Below are 18477 nucleotides of genomic sequence, written 5' to 3'. Positions count from 1 at the left end.
GGGTCAGTCCGTATAGGCGAGGGAAGGGTGCGGCTCGACCGGCCGCGACGGAACCCGGGCGGGGCGGGAACGCACCCGCATCGGCCACCAGAACCAGCGGCCCAGCAGCGCGGCGATGGACGGCGTCATGAAGGCGCGCACGATCAGCGTGTCGAACAGCAGGCCCAGGCCGATCGTGGTGCCGACCTGCCCGATCATCCGCACGTCGCTGACGACCATGGACGCCATCGTGAACGCGAACACCAGGCCCGCGTTGGTCACCACCTTGCCGGTGCCGCCCATCGAACGGATGATTCCGGTGTTCAGGCCGGCGTGGATCTCCTGCTTGAACCGGGAGACCAACAGCAGGTTGTAGTCGGAGCCCACGGCCAACAAGACGATGACCGACATCGCGAGCACGATCCAGTGCAGTTGGATGCCCAGGATGTGCTGCCAGGCCAGCACGGACAGCCCGAAGGAGGCACCCAGCGAAATCGCCACCGTGCCCACGATGACCGCGGCGGCGACCAGGGCGCGGGTGAGGATCAGCATGATGATGAAGATCAGGCACAGCGACGAGATTCCGGCGATCACCAAATCCCATCTGGCGCCCTCGGAGATGTCCTTGAAGACGGCCCCGGTTCCGGCCAGATAGATCTTCGCGTCCTCCAAAGGCGTTCCCTTGGTTGACTCTTCGGCCGCGGTGCGGATCTTGTCGATGCTCGCGATGCCCTCCGCCGACGCGGGGTCCCCGCGATGCAGGATGATGAAGCGCGCCGCGTGTCCGTTCGGTGACAGGAAGCTGTTCATCGCGCGCTTGAAGTCCTTGTTCTTGAAGACCTCCGGCGGCAGGTAGAACGAGTCGTCGTTCTTCGACGCGTCGAAGGCGTGGCCCATCGCCGTCGCGTTGTCGCTCATCTCGTCCATCTGGGCGAAGATCCCGGACATGGTGCTGTGCATGTCGAGCATCATGGTCCGCATGTTCGCCATGGTCGCGATCATCGGCGGGAACTGGGCGATCATCTGCGGCATCAGCCGATCCAGATCCTTGATGTCGCCCACCAGCGTGTCGAGCTTGTCGGTGATCTCGTCGACGCCGTCGAGCGAGTCGAATATCTGCCGAATCGACCAGCAGACCGGAATGTCGAAACAGTGCTTCTCCCAATAGAAATAGCTGCGGATCGGACGCCAGAAATCGTCGAAGTCCGCGATGCGGTCGCGGAGCTCCTTGGTGATCTGCTGCATCTCTTCGGTGTCGCCGACCATGCGGTGCGTCGTTGCGACGAGCTGTGTCATCAGGTCGTACATCCGTTGCATGGTCGCGATCGTCTTGGTCATCTCGTCGGCCTGCTTGAGCATGTTGTCCATCTGGTCGCGCTGGTATTTCATGCTCTGCGTCTGAGCGGCGCTCTGCATGCTCAACTGGAACGGAATCGACGTGTGATCCATCGTGGTTCCGTCGGGCCGCGTTATCGCCTGCACGCGGGAGATTCCCGGCACCCGGAAGATGCCCTTGGCCAGCCTGTCGAGAACCAGGAAGTCCGTCGGATTGCGCATGTCGTGGTCCGCGTCGATCATCAGGATCTCCGGCTTCATCCGGGCCTGCGAGAAGTGGCGATCCGCGGCCATCAGGCCCGCGTTGGCGGGGATGAAGTCGGGCAGGTACCCGCGGTCGTTGTAGTTGGCCTTGTAGCCGGGCAGGGTCAGCAGGCCGACGAGGGCGATGGCGAACGTGACGGCCAGAATCGGCAGCGGCCAGCGGACCACCGCGGTGCCGACCCGCCGCCAGCCGCGAACCCCGAGCTTGCGCTTCGGGTCGAACACGCCGAACCGGCCGGCGACGATCAGCACCGCGGGGCCGAGCGTCAGCGCGCACGCCACCGCGGTCAGCATCCCGACCGCACACGGGACGCCGAGGGTGTGGAAATACGGCATCCGGGCGAAGCTGAGGCAGAACGTCGCCCCGGCGATGGTCAGGCCGGAGCCCAGGATGACGTGCGCGGTCCCGCGGTACATGGTGTAGAAGGCCGTTTCCCTGTCCTCGCCGGCCTGGCGGGCCTCCTGGTAGCGGCCGACGATGAAGATCCCGTAGTCCGTGCCGGCCGCGATCGCCAGCGAAGTGAGCAGGCTGACCGCGAAGGTGGACAGCCCCAACAGGCCGAAATGGCCCATCAGCGCGACGGCTCCTCGCGCCGCGGTCAATTCGAGTCCGACCGTGACCAACAGCAGAACCACGGTGGCGATCGATCGGTAGACGAGCAGCAACATGATGAGGATCACCGCGATCGACGTCGCGGTGATCCTGAGCATGGACTTGTCGCCGCTGTGGTGCAGGTCGGCGGCGAGCGCCGCCACCCCGGTCACGTAGACCTTGACCCCGGGCGGCGGCGGGATGCTGTTCACGATCGCGCGGACGGCGTCGACGGACTCGTTGGCCAACTGCTCGCCCTGATTGCCGGCGAGGTTCACCTGGACGGTGGCAGCCTTGCCGTCGTTGCTTTGCGCGCCCGCGGCCGTGAGCGGATCGCCCCAGAAGTCCTGGATGCTCAGCACGTGCGTTTTGTCGTCGCGCAACTTGCGGATCATCGCGTCGTAGAACTTGTGCGCGTCGTCACCCAGGGGCTGGCTGCCCTCCAGCACGATCACGGCCGAGCTGTCGGTCTCGCCCTCGTTGAACGCGTGGCCGATGCGCTGCAGCGCCACGAACGACGGCGCGTCCCTGGGGCTCAGCGACACGGACCGCTCCTGCCCGACGACTTCCAGCGACGGAACGAACAGGCTGAGGACGATCGCGATCCCCACCCAGAACAGGATGATCGGCACCGCGAGGCCGTGGAGCATCCTGGCAAGGAACGGACGTTCGGCGTGGGTGTCGGCGGCGCTGGCGAATGGCGTGGTCACGCGGACTTCACCAGGCAGAAGGTGTAGGCGTGGACCTCATTGGCGATTCTTTCGGCCTTGACCACGTCGTCGACGGTGATGCGGCAGCCGACGCTGTCGCCGCTGGCGCGCGCCACCAGGTTGCCCATGACGGCAGCCTTGTCGGTGGTGACGCGCAGCGACCAGGGCAGCGCGGCCCCGTCGACGCGTTGGGGGTCGCCGTTGACGTCGAAGTAGCTGATGTCCGCGGTCGTGCCGGGTGGGCCGAAGACCTCGTAGACGATGCGTTTCGGGTTGAACGGCTTGGGGGGCTGCAGGTTGCTGTCGGCGTAGGATTCCCGCTTCGCGGAGCCGAAGTAGCCATGCACCCGGAACACGATGAATCCCCCGATCACCAGTACCGCCACGATGACCAGTGGGATCCATGTCCGGGACAGCACCTTGAAAATTCGGAATCCCTTTCAACGGTCGGCCCGAGTGCGAAGCAGTAGCGGTGGGACCGTTGACTCCTTCCCCTCGCGCGCTGGAGTGTAACGCTTACCACGTGCGTAACAGAGGGCTCGGTGTGGGCTCGGTGTGGGCCAGCGCAAATCACACGATGTGCGTTATACAAATCACACGATGTGCGTTATCCTCACCCGGTGGCGCAACTCACATTTCAGCGCGCCCGCACCGAGGAGAACAAGCGTCAGCGTGCGGCGGCCCTCGTCGAGGCCGCGCGCTCGCTGGCGCTCGAGACCGGCGTCGCCTCAGTCACTTTGACCGCGGTCGCCGGCCGCGCCGGGATCCACTACTCCGCGGTGCGCCGCTACTTCACCTCGCACAAGGAGGTGCTGCTGCACCTCGCCGCCGAGGGGTGGGCGCGCTGGTCGGCCACCGTGTGCGAGGAGTTGGCCAAGCCGGGGCCGATGACGCCGGCGCGGGTGGCCGAGACGCTGGCCAACGGGCTGGCCGCCGACCCGCTGTTCTGCGACCTGTTGTCCAACCTCCACCTGCACCTCGAGCACGAGGTGGAGATCGACCGGGTGGTCGAGATCAGGCGCAACATCGCCGCCGCCGCGGTCGCGCTGGCCGACGCCATCGAGCGCGCGCTGCCCGCGCTGGGCCGTTCCGGCGCCTTCGACATCCTGATCGCCGCCTACTCGTTGGCATCGGCCTTCTGGCACATCGCCAACCCGCCGGAGCGGCTCACCGACGCCTACGCCGAGGAGCCCGACGCCCTTCCGCCGGAGTGGAACATCGACTTCGCGTCCGCCCTCACCCGAGTGCTGACGGCCACCTGCATCGGCCTCATCTCGGAGTCGGAGTCGGAGTCGTCATGAACAGGAAAGGTGACCAAGGTGCTGTGGCTTGGCGAATTGCAACCCGTGCGAACGATGCCGAGCTGTCCGAGCGCGACGCCCGGGTGGAGGAGGGCCGTCGAAGGTGGAGTGCGGTGGCCAACGCGTTCAAGAGGGTCATCGCTAGGGTTACGCTTAGGCCAACTAATGTTTCGGCCCGTGGGGGAGGACTTGAAGCGCCCATGACGACGACTGAGCCAAGGACCGAGCCGCTGAGGAAGCAGGACTCCGCCCGCGGCGAGGGCAACAAGGTCGCCCCGCAGCGCACCAAAAAGGGGTTGCTGAGCCGTTTCTGGCTGGTGCTCACGATCGCAGCTGTCGTCGCGGTATCGGGATTCGTGGTGTACCGGTTGCACGGCGTCTTCGGCGTTCACCGCGGTTCGTTCGGCGGCGGCACCTCGGGCGAGGTCCTCGACGAGTTCAACGCCAAGACGATCACGCTTCAGGTCTGGGGCCCACCGGGCAGCACGGCAACCATCAACTACCTCGACGAGAACTCCCACCCGCAGCAGGCCCTCAACGTGCCCCTGCCCTGGAGCAAGGTATTGAGTTCAACCAAGCCCGGCATCCCGGCAAACCTGGTGGCGCAAGGAGACGGCAGTTGGATCGCCTGCCAGTTCGTGGTGAACAAGCACGACGGGAGTGGTGACGTCATCAAGACCCCGAATCGCTCGGATCCCAGCCAAACCGTGAACGCCTTCGTCTACTGCCTGGACAAGTCCGCATGAGCGAGCCGGGCGAGGCTCCGCCGCGCGTCGATCAGCCGCTGATCCCGCCGTTCCTGCCGCGGATGATCCATCGGCTGGCCCTGCCGATCGTGCTGGTGTGGCTGGGCATCGTGTTCGTCACCAACACCGTGGCGCCGCAGCTGGAGGTCGTCGCCAAAACCCACTCGGTGTCGATGAGTCCGACCGACGCGGCATCCTTTCAGTCGATGATGAAGGTCGGATCGACGTTCAAAGAGTTCAACTCCGACAACTCGGCCATGATCCTGCTGGAGGGCGACAAGCCCCTCGGGCCCGAAGCGCACCGCTACTACGACGAGATCGTCAGGCGCGTCGAGCAAGACAAGAAACACGTTCAGCACGTCCAGGATTTCTGGAGCGATCCGCTGACGGCGGCGGGTTCCCAGAGCCACGATCAAAAGGCCGCGTACGTCCAGGTTTACCTCACCGGCAACATGGGCGGCGGGCAGGCGACCGAGTCCGCCTTGGCCGTCCGCAAGATCGTGGACTCGGTGCCCGCGCCGCCGGGAATCAAGGCCTACGTCACCGGGGCGGGTCCGCTGTTCGCCGATCAGTCCCACGCGGGTGAGAAGGGCGTCGCGACGGTCACGCTCGTCACCTTCCTCGTCATCGTGTTGATGCTGCTGTTCGTCTACCGCTCGTTCGTCACCATGCTGATCATGCTGACGATGGTGTTCATCGAGCTGGCGGCGGCCCGCGGTGTCGTCGCGACGCTCGGTAACTACGGCGTCATGGGGCTGTCGACCTTCGCCAACAACATGCTGGTGCTTATGGCGATCGCCGCCGGGACGGACTACGCGATCTTCGTGGTCGGGCGCTATCACGAGGCCCGTGGTCTGGGCGAGACCCGCGAACAAGCGTTCTACACCATGTTCCACAGCACCGCGCACGTAGTGCTGGGATCGGGCCTGACCATCGCCGGCGCGATGTATTGCCTGAGCTTCTGCCGGCTGCCGTACTTCCAGTCGCTGGGGGTGCCTTGTGCGGTCGGCATGCTGGTCGCGGTGCTCGCGGCCTTGACGCTGGCTCCGGCGATCCTGACGGTGGCGTCATTCTTCAAGCTCCTGGATCCGAAGCGAAAGCTGCAGACTCGGGGCTGGCGCCGGATCGGCACCGCGGTCGTCCGCTGGCCCGCACCGGTTCTCGCGGTGACCATCGGGGTCGCGCTGGTTGGTCTGCTCGCCCTGCCCGGTTACAAGACGGACTACGACAACCGCCACTTCCTGCCGGCGGACACCCCGGCCAATGTCGGTTATGCCGCCGCGGACCGGCACTTCGACCAGGCCCGGCTCAACCCCGAGCTGTTGATGATCGAGACCGATCACGACCTGCGTAACCCGGCCGATTTCCTGGTCCTGGACAAGGTTGCCAAGGCGGTGTTCCACATCCCCGGCATCGGCCGGGTGCAGACCATCACCCGGCCGTTGGGCACGCCGCTCGACCACAGCACCCTCGGTTTCCAGATGAGTGCACAAGCCGCAGGGCGGATCCAGACCCAGCACTATCAGGAGGAGCAGGCGGCAAACCTGCTCAAGCAGGCGGACGAGCTGCGCAAGACGATGGCAACGCTGCGTGAGCAGATGCAGGTGACCCAGGATCTCAGCAACACGACGCACGAAACCACCAGGCTCACCAAAGAAACCGTGCGGATCACCGAGGCGTTGCGCGACGACATCGCCAACTTCGACGACTTCTTCCGGCCGATCCGCAGCTACTTCTATTGGGAGAAGCACTGTTTCGACATTCCGGTCTGCTGGGCGCTACGGTCGGTCCTGAACGCGCTCGACGGCATCGACCAGGTGGCCGAGAACATCGTGGAGCTCAGCGCGAACCTGGACAAGCTGGATCGGATCCAGCCGCAGCTGGTGGCGCTGATCCCGCCGCAGATCGAGAGTCAGCAGCACAACCTCGACACCATCATGTCGAACTATGCGATCACACAGGGTCTCAACGACCAGGCGAAAGCGCAGGCCGACAACGCCACCGCCCAGGGCGATGCCTTCGACAAGGCGAAGAACGACGACACGTTCTACCTTCCGCCGGAGGCGTTCAAGAGCCCGGACTTCGCCCGGGGTCTTAAAAATTTCATCTCGCCCGACGGCCACGCCGTCCGGTTGATCATCTCCCATGAGGGCGACCCGGCGAGTCCTGAAGGCATCAAACACATCGAACCGATCAAGCAGGCCGTGCACGAGGCGATCAAGGGCACGCCCTGGGAGGGCGCCAAGGTCTACCTCGGCGGCACCGCCGCGACGTACAAGGACATGCACGACGGCTCCAACATCGACCTGCTGATCGCCGGAATTGCCGCAGCCACACTGATTTTCATCATCATGCTGGTGATCACCCGAAGCGCCGTGGCCGCCTTTGTGATCGTCGGTACGGTGTTGCTGTCGCTGGGCGCCTCGTTCGGACTCTCCGTGCTCCTATGGCAGTACATCCTGGGCATGAAGTTGCACTGGATGGTGCTGGCAATGGCGATCATCCTGCTGCTGGCGGTCGGCTCGGACTACAACCTGCTGCTGATATCGCGGTTCAAGGAGGAAATCCACGCCGGGCTCAGAACGGGGACGATCCGCGCGATGGCCGGTTCGGGCTCGGTGGTGACCTCCGCCGGTCTGGTGTTCGCCGCGACCATGGCCACGTTCATGTTCAGCCCGCTGCTGGTGATGGCCCAGGTGGGTACGACGATCGCGCTGGGTTTGTTGTTCGACACCTTGGTTGTGCGGGCGTTCATGACACCGTCGCTGGCCACCCTGCTCGGGCGCTGGTTCTGGTGGCCGCAGCATGTGCGTCCACGGCCGGCCAGCACCATGCTGCGACCGTACGGACCGCGTCCCGCGGTGCGCGATTTGCTCCTCAAGGACGTCGAGGAGCGCCCGGCGGGCGGGGTGGTACAGGCGCGCTGATCCTTGCATTGACAGCGTCGCCGGCATAGCAGAACGTAGACCACCATGGCGTGGGACTTCTCGACCGATCCGGACTTTCAGCGCAAGCTCGACTGGGTCGAGGAGTTCTGCCGCGAGGAGATCGAGCCGCTGGGGTTGGTGTTCCCCTACGCGGTCCGCTCGCCCGACCCCGCGGTGAAGGCCTACGTCCGCGGCCTGCAGCAGCAGATCAAGGACCAGGGGCTGTGGGCGATCTTCCTCGACAAGGAACTGGGCGGCCCCGGCTTCGGGCAACTGAAGCTGGCGCTGCTGAACGAGGTCATCGGCCGCTATCCGGCCGCCCCGCAGATGTTCGGCGCCGCCGCCCCCGACACCGGCAACATCGAGATGCTCGCCGCCTACGGCACCGAGGAGCAGAAACGGCGCTGGTTGCGGCCGCTGCTCGACCAGGAGATGTTCTCGGCCTACTCGATGACCGAGCCCCAGGGCGGGTCCGACCCCAACCTGTTCAAGACGCGCGCCGTGCGCGACGGCGACGAGTGGGTCATCACCGGGGAGAAGTGGTTCACGTCGGCGGGCCGCGTCGCCGACATCCTGTTCGTCATGTGCACCAACGGCATGTTCGTCGTGCCGCGCAAGACGCCGGGGGTGGAGATCCAGCCGGAGCCGCGCAACCACAACCACATCGTCTACCGGGACGTCCGGGTTCCGCTCGACCACCTGCTCGGCCCCGAGGACGGGGCGAAAACCCTGGCGCAGCGCCGCCTCGGCGGCGGGCGCATCCACCACGCAATGCGCACCATCGCCCAGTGCAAGCTGGCGTTCGACATGATGTGCGAGCGGGCGCTGTCGCGGGAGTCGCACGGCAAGGTGATCGCCGAGCACCAGATGGTGCAGGAGAGGATCGCCGACTCCTACGCCGCGATTCGCATGCTGCGGCTGCTGGTGCTCGAAACCGCTTGGAAGATCGACAATTCCAGCACCAAGGACGCCCGCACCGACATCGCGACCGTCAAGTTCACGATGGCGAGGGTGCTGCGCGAGGTGTCGTTCAACGCCCTGCACATCCTCGGGTCACTCGGCACCACCGACCTCACCCCGTTGCAGGCGATGTATGCGGGCGCACCGGCGATGGGCCTGGCCGACGGCGCCGACGAGGTGCACAAGGCCACCGTGGCCCGCCGCGTGCTTCGCGACTACCGGCCGCAGGAGCACCCGTACTGGCCCACCGAGTACCTCCCCGCCAAGCGCGCGGCGGCGTGGGCGAAGTTCGAGTCGAAGTTTGCGGCCGACCCCGAGTTGCGCGCGGCGGCCGAGACCTACCAGAAGTACTTCGCCGGCCGGCGCTGACGCGGGCGTCTCGCGGGATCGACTGTGAATGCTGGGCTTTGAGGGTGAACCGACGGCGGGATCCGGACGATTTTCCCGCCCTGGGCGCACGCCCGAAGCCCACGATTCACGCTCAACGGCTGCGGGATCGACTGTGAATGCTGGGCCTTGAGCGTGAGCTGACGGCGGGATCCGGGCGCCGTCACCGCATTACTGAGGAGGAGCCGCCAGACCCTTGGGAGGTCCAGGCCACCCAGGCGGACCGGTCGGCTCGGCCCAGTCCCAGACCGACATGTCGCCGGGCGGGTACTGGTTGCAGATGTCGGTGGCCTTGGCGACGACGCCCTTGTTGTTGAAGAAGATCTTCATGTGGTTGGGCCAGGCCAGCCACAGCGGATCGGACTGGGGCGCATAGAAGTTCTCGGAGTAGTTCCTGCGGTCCGCCGGCGACAGCGAGAGGAACCAGTGCGCCTTGTCGATCGTCGCCTGCTGGACGTTCGGGTGGTTGTCGAAGTCGATCATGTAGCGCTGGTAGTACACCGGGCTGGTGTCCCGCGCGGCCGCCAGGTATTGCTCGGCGTCGCAGGTGGTGTTGATCATCCGGCGCGGGATCGGGAAGTCTTCGGTGGAATCGGCCGTGGCGGTCGTCGGGAAAATCGCAGCGGCGACGCCCAGGGCGAGAAACATGGTGCCTGCACGCAGGCTGGTGCTGAGCCGAGACATAGAGGCTACGGTAGCACTTTCCAGGTGCCCGCGAACAGCGGATCGAAAATTCGTAACCTAGCTTACTAAGCACCGCTATCAGGGATGATGACGTGCGACGGGTCCGGCCGCAGCTCCGCGGGGGCCTGGCTGTAGTCGCCGAACGGGCCGTCGCGGCGCTCGACCGCGGCCCGCACACCACGCGTTTCGGCGGTGTTGATGAAGTCGAGCGCGTCGGGGGTGTTGCGCATCAGGCCGTCGAGGATGCCGCCCAGCGTCTGGGTCGACGCCAGGCCCATGTTCTCGTAGGCCTGGTTGACGATCAGCTTCTGCGCCTGCAGCTGGGACAGCGGGATCCGGGCCAGCTCGGCGGCGATCTCGGCGACCCGCGCCTCGAGGCGCTCGAACGGCACCGCCTCGTTGATCAGCTCCACCTCGGCGGCCTGCACCCCGGTCAGCGGCCGGCCCGTCAGCGAGTGCCATTTCGCTCTGGCCAGGCTCAACCGGTACAGCCACATCCCGGTCAGGTAGGCACCCCACATCCGGCTGTACGGGGTGCCGATCACGGCGTCCTCGCTGGCGACGACGATGTCGGCGCACAGCGCGTAGTCGCTGGCCCCGCCCACGCACCAGCCGTGGACCTGCGCGATCACGGGCTTGGACGCCCGCCAGATGGCCATGAACTTCTGCGTCGGCCCGGTCTCGCGGGCGGTGACCATCGCGAAATCCTTGCCCGGGTCCCACCGGCCGTCGGTCATCATGGCATCGCCCCAGTGCTGGAAGCCGCCGCCGAAGTCGTAGCCGCCGGAGAAGGCGCGGCCGGCGCCGCGCAGCACGATGACCTTGATGTCGGGGTCGCGCTCGGCGCGCCCCACCGCCGCCTCGATGTCGTCGGGCATCGGCGGGACGATCGTGTTGAGCTGGTCCGGGCGGTTCAGCGTGATGGTGGCGACCGGTCCGGCCGTGCTGTACAGCAGCGTCTCGAAGTCTGGCTGTTTCATAGCGCCAAGTGTGGGGTCAGGGCTCCGGGGCGGGCGGATCGGGTTCGCGGTTTTCCGGGTCCGACGCGTAAATCCGGTCACCGATCTTCAGGTAGGGCGTCGTCAGGTAGGCCGTCAGCACGACGATGGCGCCGAAGATCAGCGTCGTCATGACACCGTTCGGCCAGAGTTGGCCGGTGCCGAAGGCGAAAAAGAGGATGCCCAGGGCCGACACCCCCCAGTAGAAGTAGCGGCCCTTGCGGCGGTCGGCGATGAAGCGAAACCGCGACTGCGCCCAACCGGCGAGGATCAGGACCAGCCCGGCGACGATCAGGCCGAGTTCGATGACGTCGAGGATCTTCACGCTTGGCCTCCCAGCATCCGCCACAGGAACGAGAAACTCAGCGCCGACTTGAACGCGACCTGCTCGTTGTCGGCCGCGCCGGCGTGCCCGCCCTCGATGTTCTCGTAGTACCACGCCCGGTGGCCGGCGGCCTGCAACGCCGCCGCCATCTTGCGAGCATGGCCCGGGTGCACCCGGTCGTCGCGGGTGGACGTGGTGAACAGCACCGGCGGGTACCGCCGCGTCGGCGAAATGTTCTGGTACGGCGAGTATTTCGAGATGAACGCCCAATCGTCCGGGTTGTCCGGGTCGCCGTACTCGGCCACCCAGGAGGCGCCCGCGAGCAGCAGGTGGTAGCGCCTCATGTCCAGCAGCGGCACGTCGCACACCAGCGCGCCGAACTTCTCCGGGTACTGGGTGAGCATGATGCCCATCAGCAGCCCGCCGTTGCTGCCGCCGCGGGCGCCGAGCTGCTCGACGGTCGTGATGCCGCGGCTCACCAGATCGGTTGCCACCGCGGCGAAATCCTCGGCCACCTTGTGCCGGCCCTCGCGCATCGCCTGGGTGTGCCAGCCGGGCCCGTACTCGCCGCCGCCGCGGATGTTGGCCATCACGAAGGTTCCGCCGCGGGCCAGCCACAGCCGGCCCAGCACGCCGTCGTATCCGGGCGTCCTGGCCACCTCGAACCCGCCGTAGCCGCTCAGCAGGGTGGGGCCCGGGCCGTCGGCGTCGCGGGGCCGCACCACGAAGTAGGGGATGGACGTCCCGTCGTCCGACATCGCGAAATGCTGTGCCACGGACAGGTTTTCGGTGTCGAAGAACGCCGGCGCGGATTTGATCGGCTCCAGTTTCCCGTCGCCGGCGCCGCGCATCAGCCGCGACGGCGTGACGAACCCGCTGGAGTCGAGGAAGAACTCGTCGCCGGTGTGGTCGGCGGCGGCCACGACGGTGTTGGTGGCGGGAGGAATGCCCGGCACCGGCTCGCGCCGCCACTCGCCGGGCGTTGCGATCTCCACGCGGCTGGCCACGTCGGCCAGCGTGACGATCAGCAGCCGATCCTTGGTCCACGCGTAGTGGTTCAGCGCGGTGTGCTCGTCGGGCTCGAACACCACCCGCAATTGCACTGTGCCGGCGAGGAATTCGTCGTAATCAGCGGCCAGCAGCGAACCCGCGGCATACACCGCGTCGCGGAAGTACCAGTCGCTGCGCAGCTCGATCAAAATCCACTCGCGGTGCACCGACACGCCTGCGTCGGTGGGCGCGTCGATGCGGATCAGCTCCGGGCCCCGCAGCTCGTAGACCTCGTCGTTCCAGAAGTCGAGCGCGCGCAGCAGCAGGGTGCGCTCGAAGCCGGGTGTCCGGTCCACCGAGGCGGAGACCCGGACGTCGGAAGCGGTGCCCTCGAACACGGTCTGCGTCTCGGCCAGCGGCGTGCCCCGCCGCCACCGCTTGATCACCCGCGGGTAGCCCGATTCGGTGAGCGAGCCGGCGCCGAAATCGGTGCCCACCAGCACGGTGTCCGGGTCGGCCCAGGTGACCTGCGACTTGGCCTCGGGCAGCGCGAACCCGTCGTCAACGAATTGCCGTGTCGCCATGTCGAATTCGCGCACGACGGACGCGTCCGAGCCGCCCGGGGAAAGGCCGATCAGCGCGCGGGTGTATTCGGGTTCGATGACGCCGGCGCCGGCCCACACCCACTTCTCGCCGTCGGCGCGGCCCAGCTCGTCGACGTCGATCAACACATCCCACTCCGGGGAGTCGGTGCGGTAGCTGTCCAGGGTGGTGCGCCGCCACAGCCCGCGCGGGTTGGCCGCGTCGCGCCAGAAGTTGTACAGGTGCTCGCCGCGGCGCACGACGTAGGGGATTCGCGCGTCGGTGTCGAGCACCTCGAGGGCCTCGGCGCGCATCCGCTCGAAGGACGCGTCGCAGAATTCGGTCAGCGTCGGCTCGTTGCGGGCCCGGACCCAGTCCAGCGCCTCGGCGCCGGTGACGTCCTCGAGCCACAGGTACGGGTCCTCGGTCATGTCGCCGCCGGGGGCGGCCTCAGAAGTCATGGAGCCCATTGTGGCCCCGGCGGTAGTGTGAGTTACATCGCACAAGGACAGAACAGGAGTGAGAGCAGATGACTGTTTTCGCACGTCCGGGCGCCGCCGGGGCACTGATGTCATACGAATCCCGGTACGACAACTTCATCGGGGGCCAGTGGGTCGCGCCGACGGGCGGCCGCTACTTCGAGAACCCAACGCCGGTGACCGGCCAGACGTTCTGCGAGGTGGCCCGCTCCGACGAGGCCGACGTCGACAAGGCGCTCGACGCCGCGCACGCCGCGGCCCCGGCGTGGGGCAAGACCGCGCCCGCCGAGCGGGCGGCGATCCTGAACAAGATCGCCGACCGGATCGAGGAGAACACGGCCGCGCTGGCCGTCGCCGAGGTCTGGGACAACGGCAAGCCCATCCGCGAGGCGCTGGCCGCCGACATCCCGCTGGCCGCCGACCACTTCCGGTACTTCGCTTCGGCGATCCGCGCGCAGGAGGGCACACTGTCGCAGATCGACTCCGACACCGTCGCGTATCACTTCCACGAGCCGCTCGGGGTGGTGGGGCAGATCATCCCGTGGAACTTCCCCATCCTGATGGCCTCCTGGAAGATGGCGCCGGCGCTGGCGGCCGGCAACGCGGTGATACTCAAGCCCGCCGAGCAGACCCCGGTGTCGGTGCTCTACCTGATGTCGCTGATCGGCGACCTGTTGCCGGCGGGAGTGCTCAATGTCGTCAACGGGTTCGGCGCCGAGGCCGGCAGGCCGCTGGCGTCGAGCAACCGGATCGCCAAAGTGGCGTTCACCGGGGAGACCACCACCGGCCGGCTGATCATGCAGTACGCGTCGCAGAACCTGATCCCGGTCACCCTGGAACTCGGCGGCAAGAGCCCCAACATCTTCTTCTCCGACGTGATGGCTGCCCACGACGATTTCCAGGACAAGGCGCTGGAGGGGTTCACCATGTTCGCCCTCAACCAGGGCGAGGTGTGCACCTGTCCGTCGCGCAGCCTGGTCCAGGCCGACATCTACGACGAGTTCCTCGAGCTGGCGGCGATCCGCACCAAGGCCGTCCGGCAGGGCGACCCGCTGGACAGCGAGACGATGCTGGGCTCGCAGGCGTCGAACGATCAGATGGAAAAGATCCTGTCTTACATCGAGATCGGCAAAGAGGAAGGCGCGAGGGTCCTTTGCGGTGGGGAGCGCGCCGAGTTGGGCGGCGACCTGTCCGGCGGCTTCTACATGCAGCCGACGATCTTCGCGGGCAACAACAGGATGCGGATCTTCCAGGAGGAGATCTTCGGGCCGGTGGTGGCGGTGACGTCGTTCTCCGACTACGACGACGCGATCTCGATCGCCAACGACACCCTCTACGGCCTGGGCGCGGGGGTGTGGTCGAGGGACGGCAACACCGCCTACCGGGCCGGCCGCGACATCCAGGCCGGCCGGGTGTGGGTGAACTGCTACCACGTCTACCCCGCCCACGCCGCGTTCGGTGGCTACAAGATGTCCGGTTTCGGCCGGGAGAACCACAAGATGATGCTCGACCACTACCAGCAGACCAAGAACCTGATGGTGTCCTACTCGCAGAAGGCGCAGGGGTTCTTCTGATGGTGCCTGGTGCCGTTCTGACCGCGGCCGCCGCCGAACTGCTGGCGCGGCTGCAGGATCGGCACGGCCCGGTGATGTTCCACCAGTCCGGCGGCTGCTGCGACGGCTCCTCGCCGATGTGCTACCCGCGCGGGGACTTCATCGTCGGCGACCGCGACGTGCTGCTCGGCGTGCTCGACGTCGGCGACGGGGTTCCGGTGTGGATTTCCGGCCCGCAGTACGAGGCGCACTATCGGGGCGACAAGCGCACCCAGCTGGTCATCGACGTGGTGCCCGGCCGCGGCGGCGGCTTCAGCCTCGAAGCGCCCGAAGGGGTGCGGTTCCTGTCCCGCGGCCGGGTGCTGACCGACGACGAAAAGGCCGAATTGCAAGCAACTCCCGTGATCACCGGCGCGGCCTACGAGCGCGGCGAACGCCCGCCGGTGCGCGGCGCGGAGGTGGCCCTGGACTCGGCGGCGGCGCCGGAAACGTGCCCCGTTGGGAGTCGGGAATCGCAGTAAGGTCGTCACCGTGATCCCGCTTCCACGTCCCTGGCTGCTGGCCGGCGCCATGCTGGTCGGCAGCGCGGTCGGGCTGCTGGCGGGGGTGGCGTTCGCTGTGGCGGTCCACGCCAGCATCCGCCCGGACGTGGCCATCGCGCTGGTGGTCGGGGTGCCCAGCCTGATCGGGCTGGTGACGATCGTGCTGTCCGGGCGTCGCTGGGTCACGATGGTCGGCGCGTTCATCCTGGCGCTGGCGCCGGGTTGGTTCGGCGCGCTCGTCGCTCTGCGGGTGGCCGCCGGTGCCTGACCTGCCCGACGAGGACCGCGACACCCACCCGCGCACGGAGGCGTTCGTGCCGGATTTCAGCGACTCCGACGACGACACCGGCGCGCAGCCGATCGCCCAGTCGGACACCGAGGAACCCGGGCCGCCCGCGGAGGAGCCGTCGGCGCCCGAGGAGGGGGCGGAGCCCGAGGCGCCCGCGACGCCGGCGCCGCCGGTCACCGTGCCCGGCCGCTACCAATACCTCAAGTGGTGGAAGTTGGTGCTGGTGATCCTCGGCGTGTGGGTCGTCACCGGTGAGGTGGGGCTGAGCCTCTTCTACTGGTGGTATCACACCATCGACAAGACGTTGCCGGTCTTCATGGTGCTGGTCTACGTCGTCGCCTGCGTGGTCGGCGGCGTGCTGCTGGCGATGGTGCAGGGCAGGCCGTTGATCTCGGCGCTGTCGATCGCGGTGATGTCGGGGCCGTTCGCCTCCGTCGCGGCCGCCGCCCCGCTCTACGGCTATTACTACTGCGAGCGGGTGGGCCACTGCCTGATCGGCGTCATCCCGTACTGATCCGAGCCGCGACCGTGTGGCCTATGGACGAGTCGAAGGCAGTTCGCATACCTACGGCCCACACTCGGCGCCGCGGGGTTGGCGCGGCCCCACTAGTCTGGGGCCGTGACTCACTATGACGTCGTCGTGCTCGGGGCCGGCCCCGGCGGTTATGTCGCAGCGATTCGTGCCGCGCAGCTGGGCTTGAACACCGCAATCGTCGAACCGAAGTACTGGGGCGGCGTCTGCCTCAACGTCGGCTGCATCCCGTCCAAGGCGCTGCTGCGCAACGCTGAGCTCGCTCACATCTTCACCAAGGAGGCCAAGGCCTTCGGCATCGGCGGCGAGGCGACCTTCGACTACGGGGTCGCCTTCGACCGCAGCCGCAAGGTGGCCGAGGGCCGCGTCGCCGGCGTGCACTTCCTGATGAAGAAGAACAAGATCACCGAGATCCACGGGTACGGCCGGTTCACCGACCCCCGAACGCTGTCGGTGGATCTCAACGACGGCGGCACCGACACCGTCACGTTCGACAACGCCATCATCGCCACCGGCAGCAGCACCCGGCTGGTTCCCGGGACGTCGCTGTCGGCCAACGTGGTCACCTACGAGGAGCTGATCCTGACCCGCGAGCTGCCGGCGTCGATCATCATCGCCGGGGCCGGGGCCATCGGCATGGAGTTCGGCTACGTGCTGAAGAACTACGGCGTCGACGTCACCATCGTCGAGTTCCTGCCACGGGCGCTGCCCAACGAGGACGTCGAGGTGTCCAAGGAGATCGAGAAGCAGTTCAAGAAGCTGGGCGTCAAGGTGCTGACCGGAACCAAGGTCGAGTCCATCTCCGACGACGGCGCGGTGGTGCGGGTGACCGTCAGCAAGGATGGGAACGCCGAGGAGCTCAAGGCCGAAAAGGTGTTGCAGGCCATCGGTTTTGCGCCCAACGTCGAGGGCTACGGCCTGGAGGCGGCCGGCGTCGCGCTCACCGACAGCAAGGCCATCGGCGTCAACGACTATATGGTCACCAGCGTCCCGCACATCTACGCGATCGGCGACGTCACCGGAAAGCTGATGCTGGCCCACGTCGCCGAGGCCATGGGTGTGGTTGCGGCCGAAACCATCGCCGGCGCAGAGACTTTGGCCCTCGGCGACTACCGGATGCTGCCGCGCGCCACGTTCTGCCAGCCCAACGTCGCCAGCTTCGGGCTCACCGAGCAGCAGGCCCGCGATGAGGGCCACGACGTGGTGGTGGCCAAGTTCCCGTTCACCGCCAACGGCAAGGCCCACGGCGTCGGCGACCCCAGCGGCTTCGTCAAGCTAGTCGCCGACGCGAAGCACGGCGAGCTGCTCGGCGGCCACCTGATCGGCCACGACGTCTCCGAGCTGCTGCCGGAGCTGACCCTGGCGCAGAAGTGGGACCTGACCGCCACCGAGCTGGCCCGCAACGTGCACACCCATCCGACCATGTCGGAGGCACTGCAGGAGTGCTTCCACGGCCTGACCGGCCACATGATCAACTTCTGAGCATGACCGACATCACCAGCGAGACCATCGTCGGCGCGATCGGCGGGGTGGTCGTCGGGTATGTGCTGTGGCTGATCGCGATTTCGATCGGGGACAACGCGACGGCGGGCCGGTGGGGCCCGCTGGTGTTGCTGATCTCGGTGATGCTGGGAATCGGCGCGGCGCTGTGGGGGCTGTGGCTGCGCCGGCGCGGCAATCGGCTGTGGGCGGCGTTCGCCTTCGCGCTGCCGGTCCTTCCGGTGGCGCTGACGCTGGCCGTGCTGGCCGACGTCTACCTGTAGCTAGCTAGCTCGGCCTGTCCAACGGTATGTTCAGCGCCGCCATGGTCGCGGCCAGCCCGTCGTATTGGCTTGCGAGCAAGCAGAATTCGATCAGCTGGCGCCGATCCAGGTGAGCCGCCAGCCGCCGCCAGCTGGCGTCGGTGACCGTGCGGTCCTTGACGAACTCGTCCGTGGCCGCCAGCAGCGCCCGCTGCCGCTCGGTGAGTGCCTCGCCGCCGTCGGGCCAGGCGAAGATGGCGGCCTGCAGGTCGTCGTCCAGCCCCTGCTTGCGCGCCATCCCGCGATGGTGCTGCAGCTCGTATTCGCACCCGCGCACGTGCGCGACCCGCAGGATCACCAGCTCGGTGTCGACCGCCGGCAGCCGCCCCCGCAGCAGCCGCCCGCTGTACATCGACCAGGTCCAGAACAGCAGCTGGCGCTGCCCCAGGGTGGTGAACAGGTGCATCTCCGGCACCCGCATCCGGCGCGCGGCCAGCTTCGCCATCAGCCAGTTGATCGGGCCCAGCTCCCGGAACCGGCCCGGCCGGATGCGGCCGGTG

The 18477-nt window shown here is 67.2% G+C and carries 17 protein-coding genes; 10 read left to right on the top strand and 7 right to left on the bottom strand.

From position 1 onward, the window contains the following. Positions 1-3 precede the first annotated feature (3 nt). The gene (locus OQ968_RS23915) at positions 4-2820 is read right to left on the bottom strand and encodes an RND family transporter (protein WP_420715998.1); all 2817 of its coding nucleotides are present in this window, start codon (positions 2818-2820) and stop codon (positions 4-6) included. Between the two features lie 56 nt (positions 2821-2876). Further along, positions 2877-3299, bottom strand: a complete 423-nt coding sequence (locus OQ968_RS23910; RefSeq protein ID WP_324682042.1) for an MmpS family protein — start codon at positions 3297-3299, stop codon at positions 2877-2879. Between the two features lie 183 nt (positions 3300-3482). Here OQ968_RS23910 and OQ968_RS23905 point away from each other — a divergent pair, with 183 nt between their 5' ends. The 4 genes from OQ968_RS23905 (at position 3483) to OQ968_RS23890 (ending at position 9183) form a co-directional block, all read left to right on the top strand. Next, positions 3483-4181: a TetR family transcriptional regulator gene (locus OQ968_RS23905; RefSeq protein ID WP_324682041.1), complete on the top strand. Its 699-nt coding sequence runs from the start codon at positions 3483-3485 to the stop codon at positions 4179-4181. Positions 4182-4381: 200 nt separating this feature from the next. Next, the gene (locus OQ968_RS23900; protein ID WP_324682039.1) at positions 4382-4927 is read left to right on the top strand and encodes an MmpS family transport accessory protein; all 546 of its coding nucleotides are present in this window, start codon (positions 4382-4384) and stop codon (positions 4925-4927) included. Continuing rightward, entirely contained in the window at positions 4924-7854 is a 2931-nt protein-coding gene (locus tag OQ968_RS23895) for an MMPL family transporter (protein WP_324682038.1), read from the top strand. Before OQ968_RS23900 ends, OQ968_RS23895 begins: the two co-directional genes overlap by 4 nt. Before the next feature lie 45 nt (positions 7855-7899). After that, entirely contained in the window at positions 7900-9183 is a 1284-nt protein-coding gene (locus tag OQ968_RS23890) for an acyl-CoA dehydrogenase family protein (RefSeq protein WP_324682036.1), read from the top strand. Between the two features lie 189 nt (positions 9184-9372). Here the strand turns inward: OQ968_RS23890 and OQ968_RS23885 are convergent, their stop codons facing one another. The 4 genes from OQ968_RS23885 to OQ968_RS23870 form a co-directional block, all read right to left on the bottom strand. Continuing rightward, on the bottom strand, positions 9373-9885 hold the full coding sequence (locus OQ968_RS23885) for a DUF5078 domain-containing protein (protein ID WP_324682034.1): 513 nt from the start codon (positions 9883-9885) through the stop codon (positions 9373-9375). Positions 9886-9950: 65 nt separating this feature from the next. After that, a complete protein-coding gene (locus OQ968_RS23880; protein ID WP_324682033.1) occupies positions 9951-10865 on the bottom strand; it encodes a crotonase/enoyl-CoA hydratase family protein in 915 nt (304 codons plus the stop codon). Positions 10866-10881: 16 nt separating this feature from the next. Beyond that, on the bottom strand, positions 10882-11202 hold the full coding sequence (locus OQ968_RS23875) for a hypothetical protein (RefSeq protein ID WP_324682065.1): 321 nt from the start codon (positions 11200-11202) through the stop codon (positions 10882-10884). 2 nt (positions 11203-11204) lie between these two features. Continuing rightward, a complete protein-coding gene (locus OQ968_RS23870) occupies positions 11205-13241 on the bottom strand; it encodes a prolyl oligopeptidase family protein (RefSeq protein ID WP_324682031.1) in 2037 nt (678 codons plus the stop codon). A gap of 68 nt (positions 13242-13309) precedes the next feature. Between OQ968_RS23870 and OQ968_RS23865 the strand changes: the two genes are divergently transcribed. The 6 genes from OQ968_RS23865 to OQ968_RS23840 all read left to right on the top strand — a co-directional run bounded on the left by OQ968_RS23865 (position 13310) and on the right by OQ968_RS23840 (position 17938). Next, positions 13310-14833 carry an aldehyde dehydrogenase family protein gene (locus tag OQ968_RS23865; protein WP_324682029.1) on the top strand — a complete coding sequence of 508 codons (1524 nt, stop codon included), beginning with the start codon at positions 13310-13312 and terminating at the stop codon, positions 14831-14833. Beyond that, positions 14833-15333, top strand: a complete 501-nt coding sequence (locus OQ968_RS23860; protein WP_324682027.1) for a DUF779 domain-containing protein — start codon at positions 14833-14835, stop codon at positions 15331-15333. The genes OQ968_RS23865 and OQ968_RS23860 overlap by 1 nt, the downstream gene beginning before the upstream one ends. A 10-nt stretch (positions 15334-15343) precedes the next feature. Beyond that, positions 15344-15622, top strand: a complete 279-nt coding sequence (locus OQ968_RS23855) for a putative holin (RefSeq protein ID WP_324682025.1) — start codon at positions 15344-15346, stop codon at positions 15620-15622. Position 15623: 1 nt separating this feature from the next. Next, positions 15624-16157 carry a hypothetical protein gene (locus OQ968_RS23850; protein ID WP_324682063.1) on the top strand — a complete coding sequence of 178 codons (534 nt, stop codon included), beginning with the start codon at positions 15624-15626 and terminating at the stop codon, positions 16155-16157. Between the two features lie 105 nt (positions 16158-16262). Then, complete coding sequence (gene lpdA / locus OQ968_RS23845; protein ID WP_324682023.1) at positions 16263-17657, top strand: dihydrolipoyl dehydrogenase; 1395 nt, start codon at positions 16263-16265, stop codon at positions 17655-17657. 2 nt (positions 17658-17659) lie between these two features. Then, entirely contained in the window at positions 17660-17938 is a 279-nt protein-coding gene (locus tag OQ968_RS23840; RefSeq protein ID WP_324682021.1) for a hypothetical protein, read from the top strand. A 4-nt stretch (positions 17939-17942) separates the two neighbouring features. Here OQ968_RS23840 and OQ968_RS23835 read toward each other — a convergent pair whose 3' ends face one another. Continuing rightward, on the bottom strand, positions 17943-18422 hold the full coding sequence (locus OQ968_RS23835; protein WP_324682062.1) for a carboxymuconolactone decarboxylase family protein: 480 nt from the start codon (positions 18420-18422) through the stop codon (positions 17943-17945). Positions 18423-18477: the final 55 nt, after the last annotated feature.

Origin of the sequence: Mycobacterium sp. 663a-19 (genome assembly GCF_035616495.1) — a bacterium.
In the GTDB taxonomy this organism is placed as follows: Bacteria; Actinomycetota; Actinomycetes; order Mycobacteriales; family Mycobacteriaceae; genus Mycobacterium.
The sequence above is the reverse complement of the archived record's forward strand: the minus strand, read 5'-3'. Positions and strand labels throughout refer to the sequence as shown.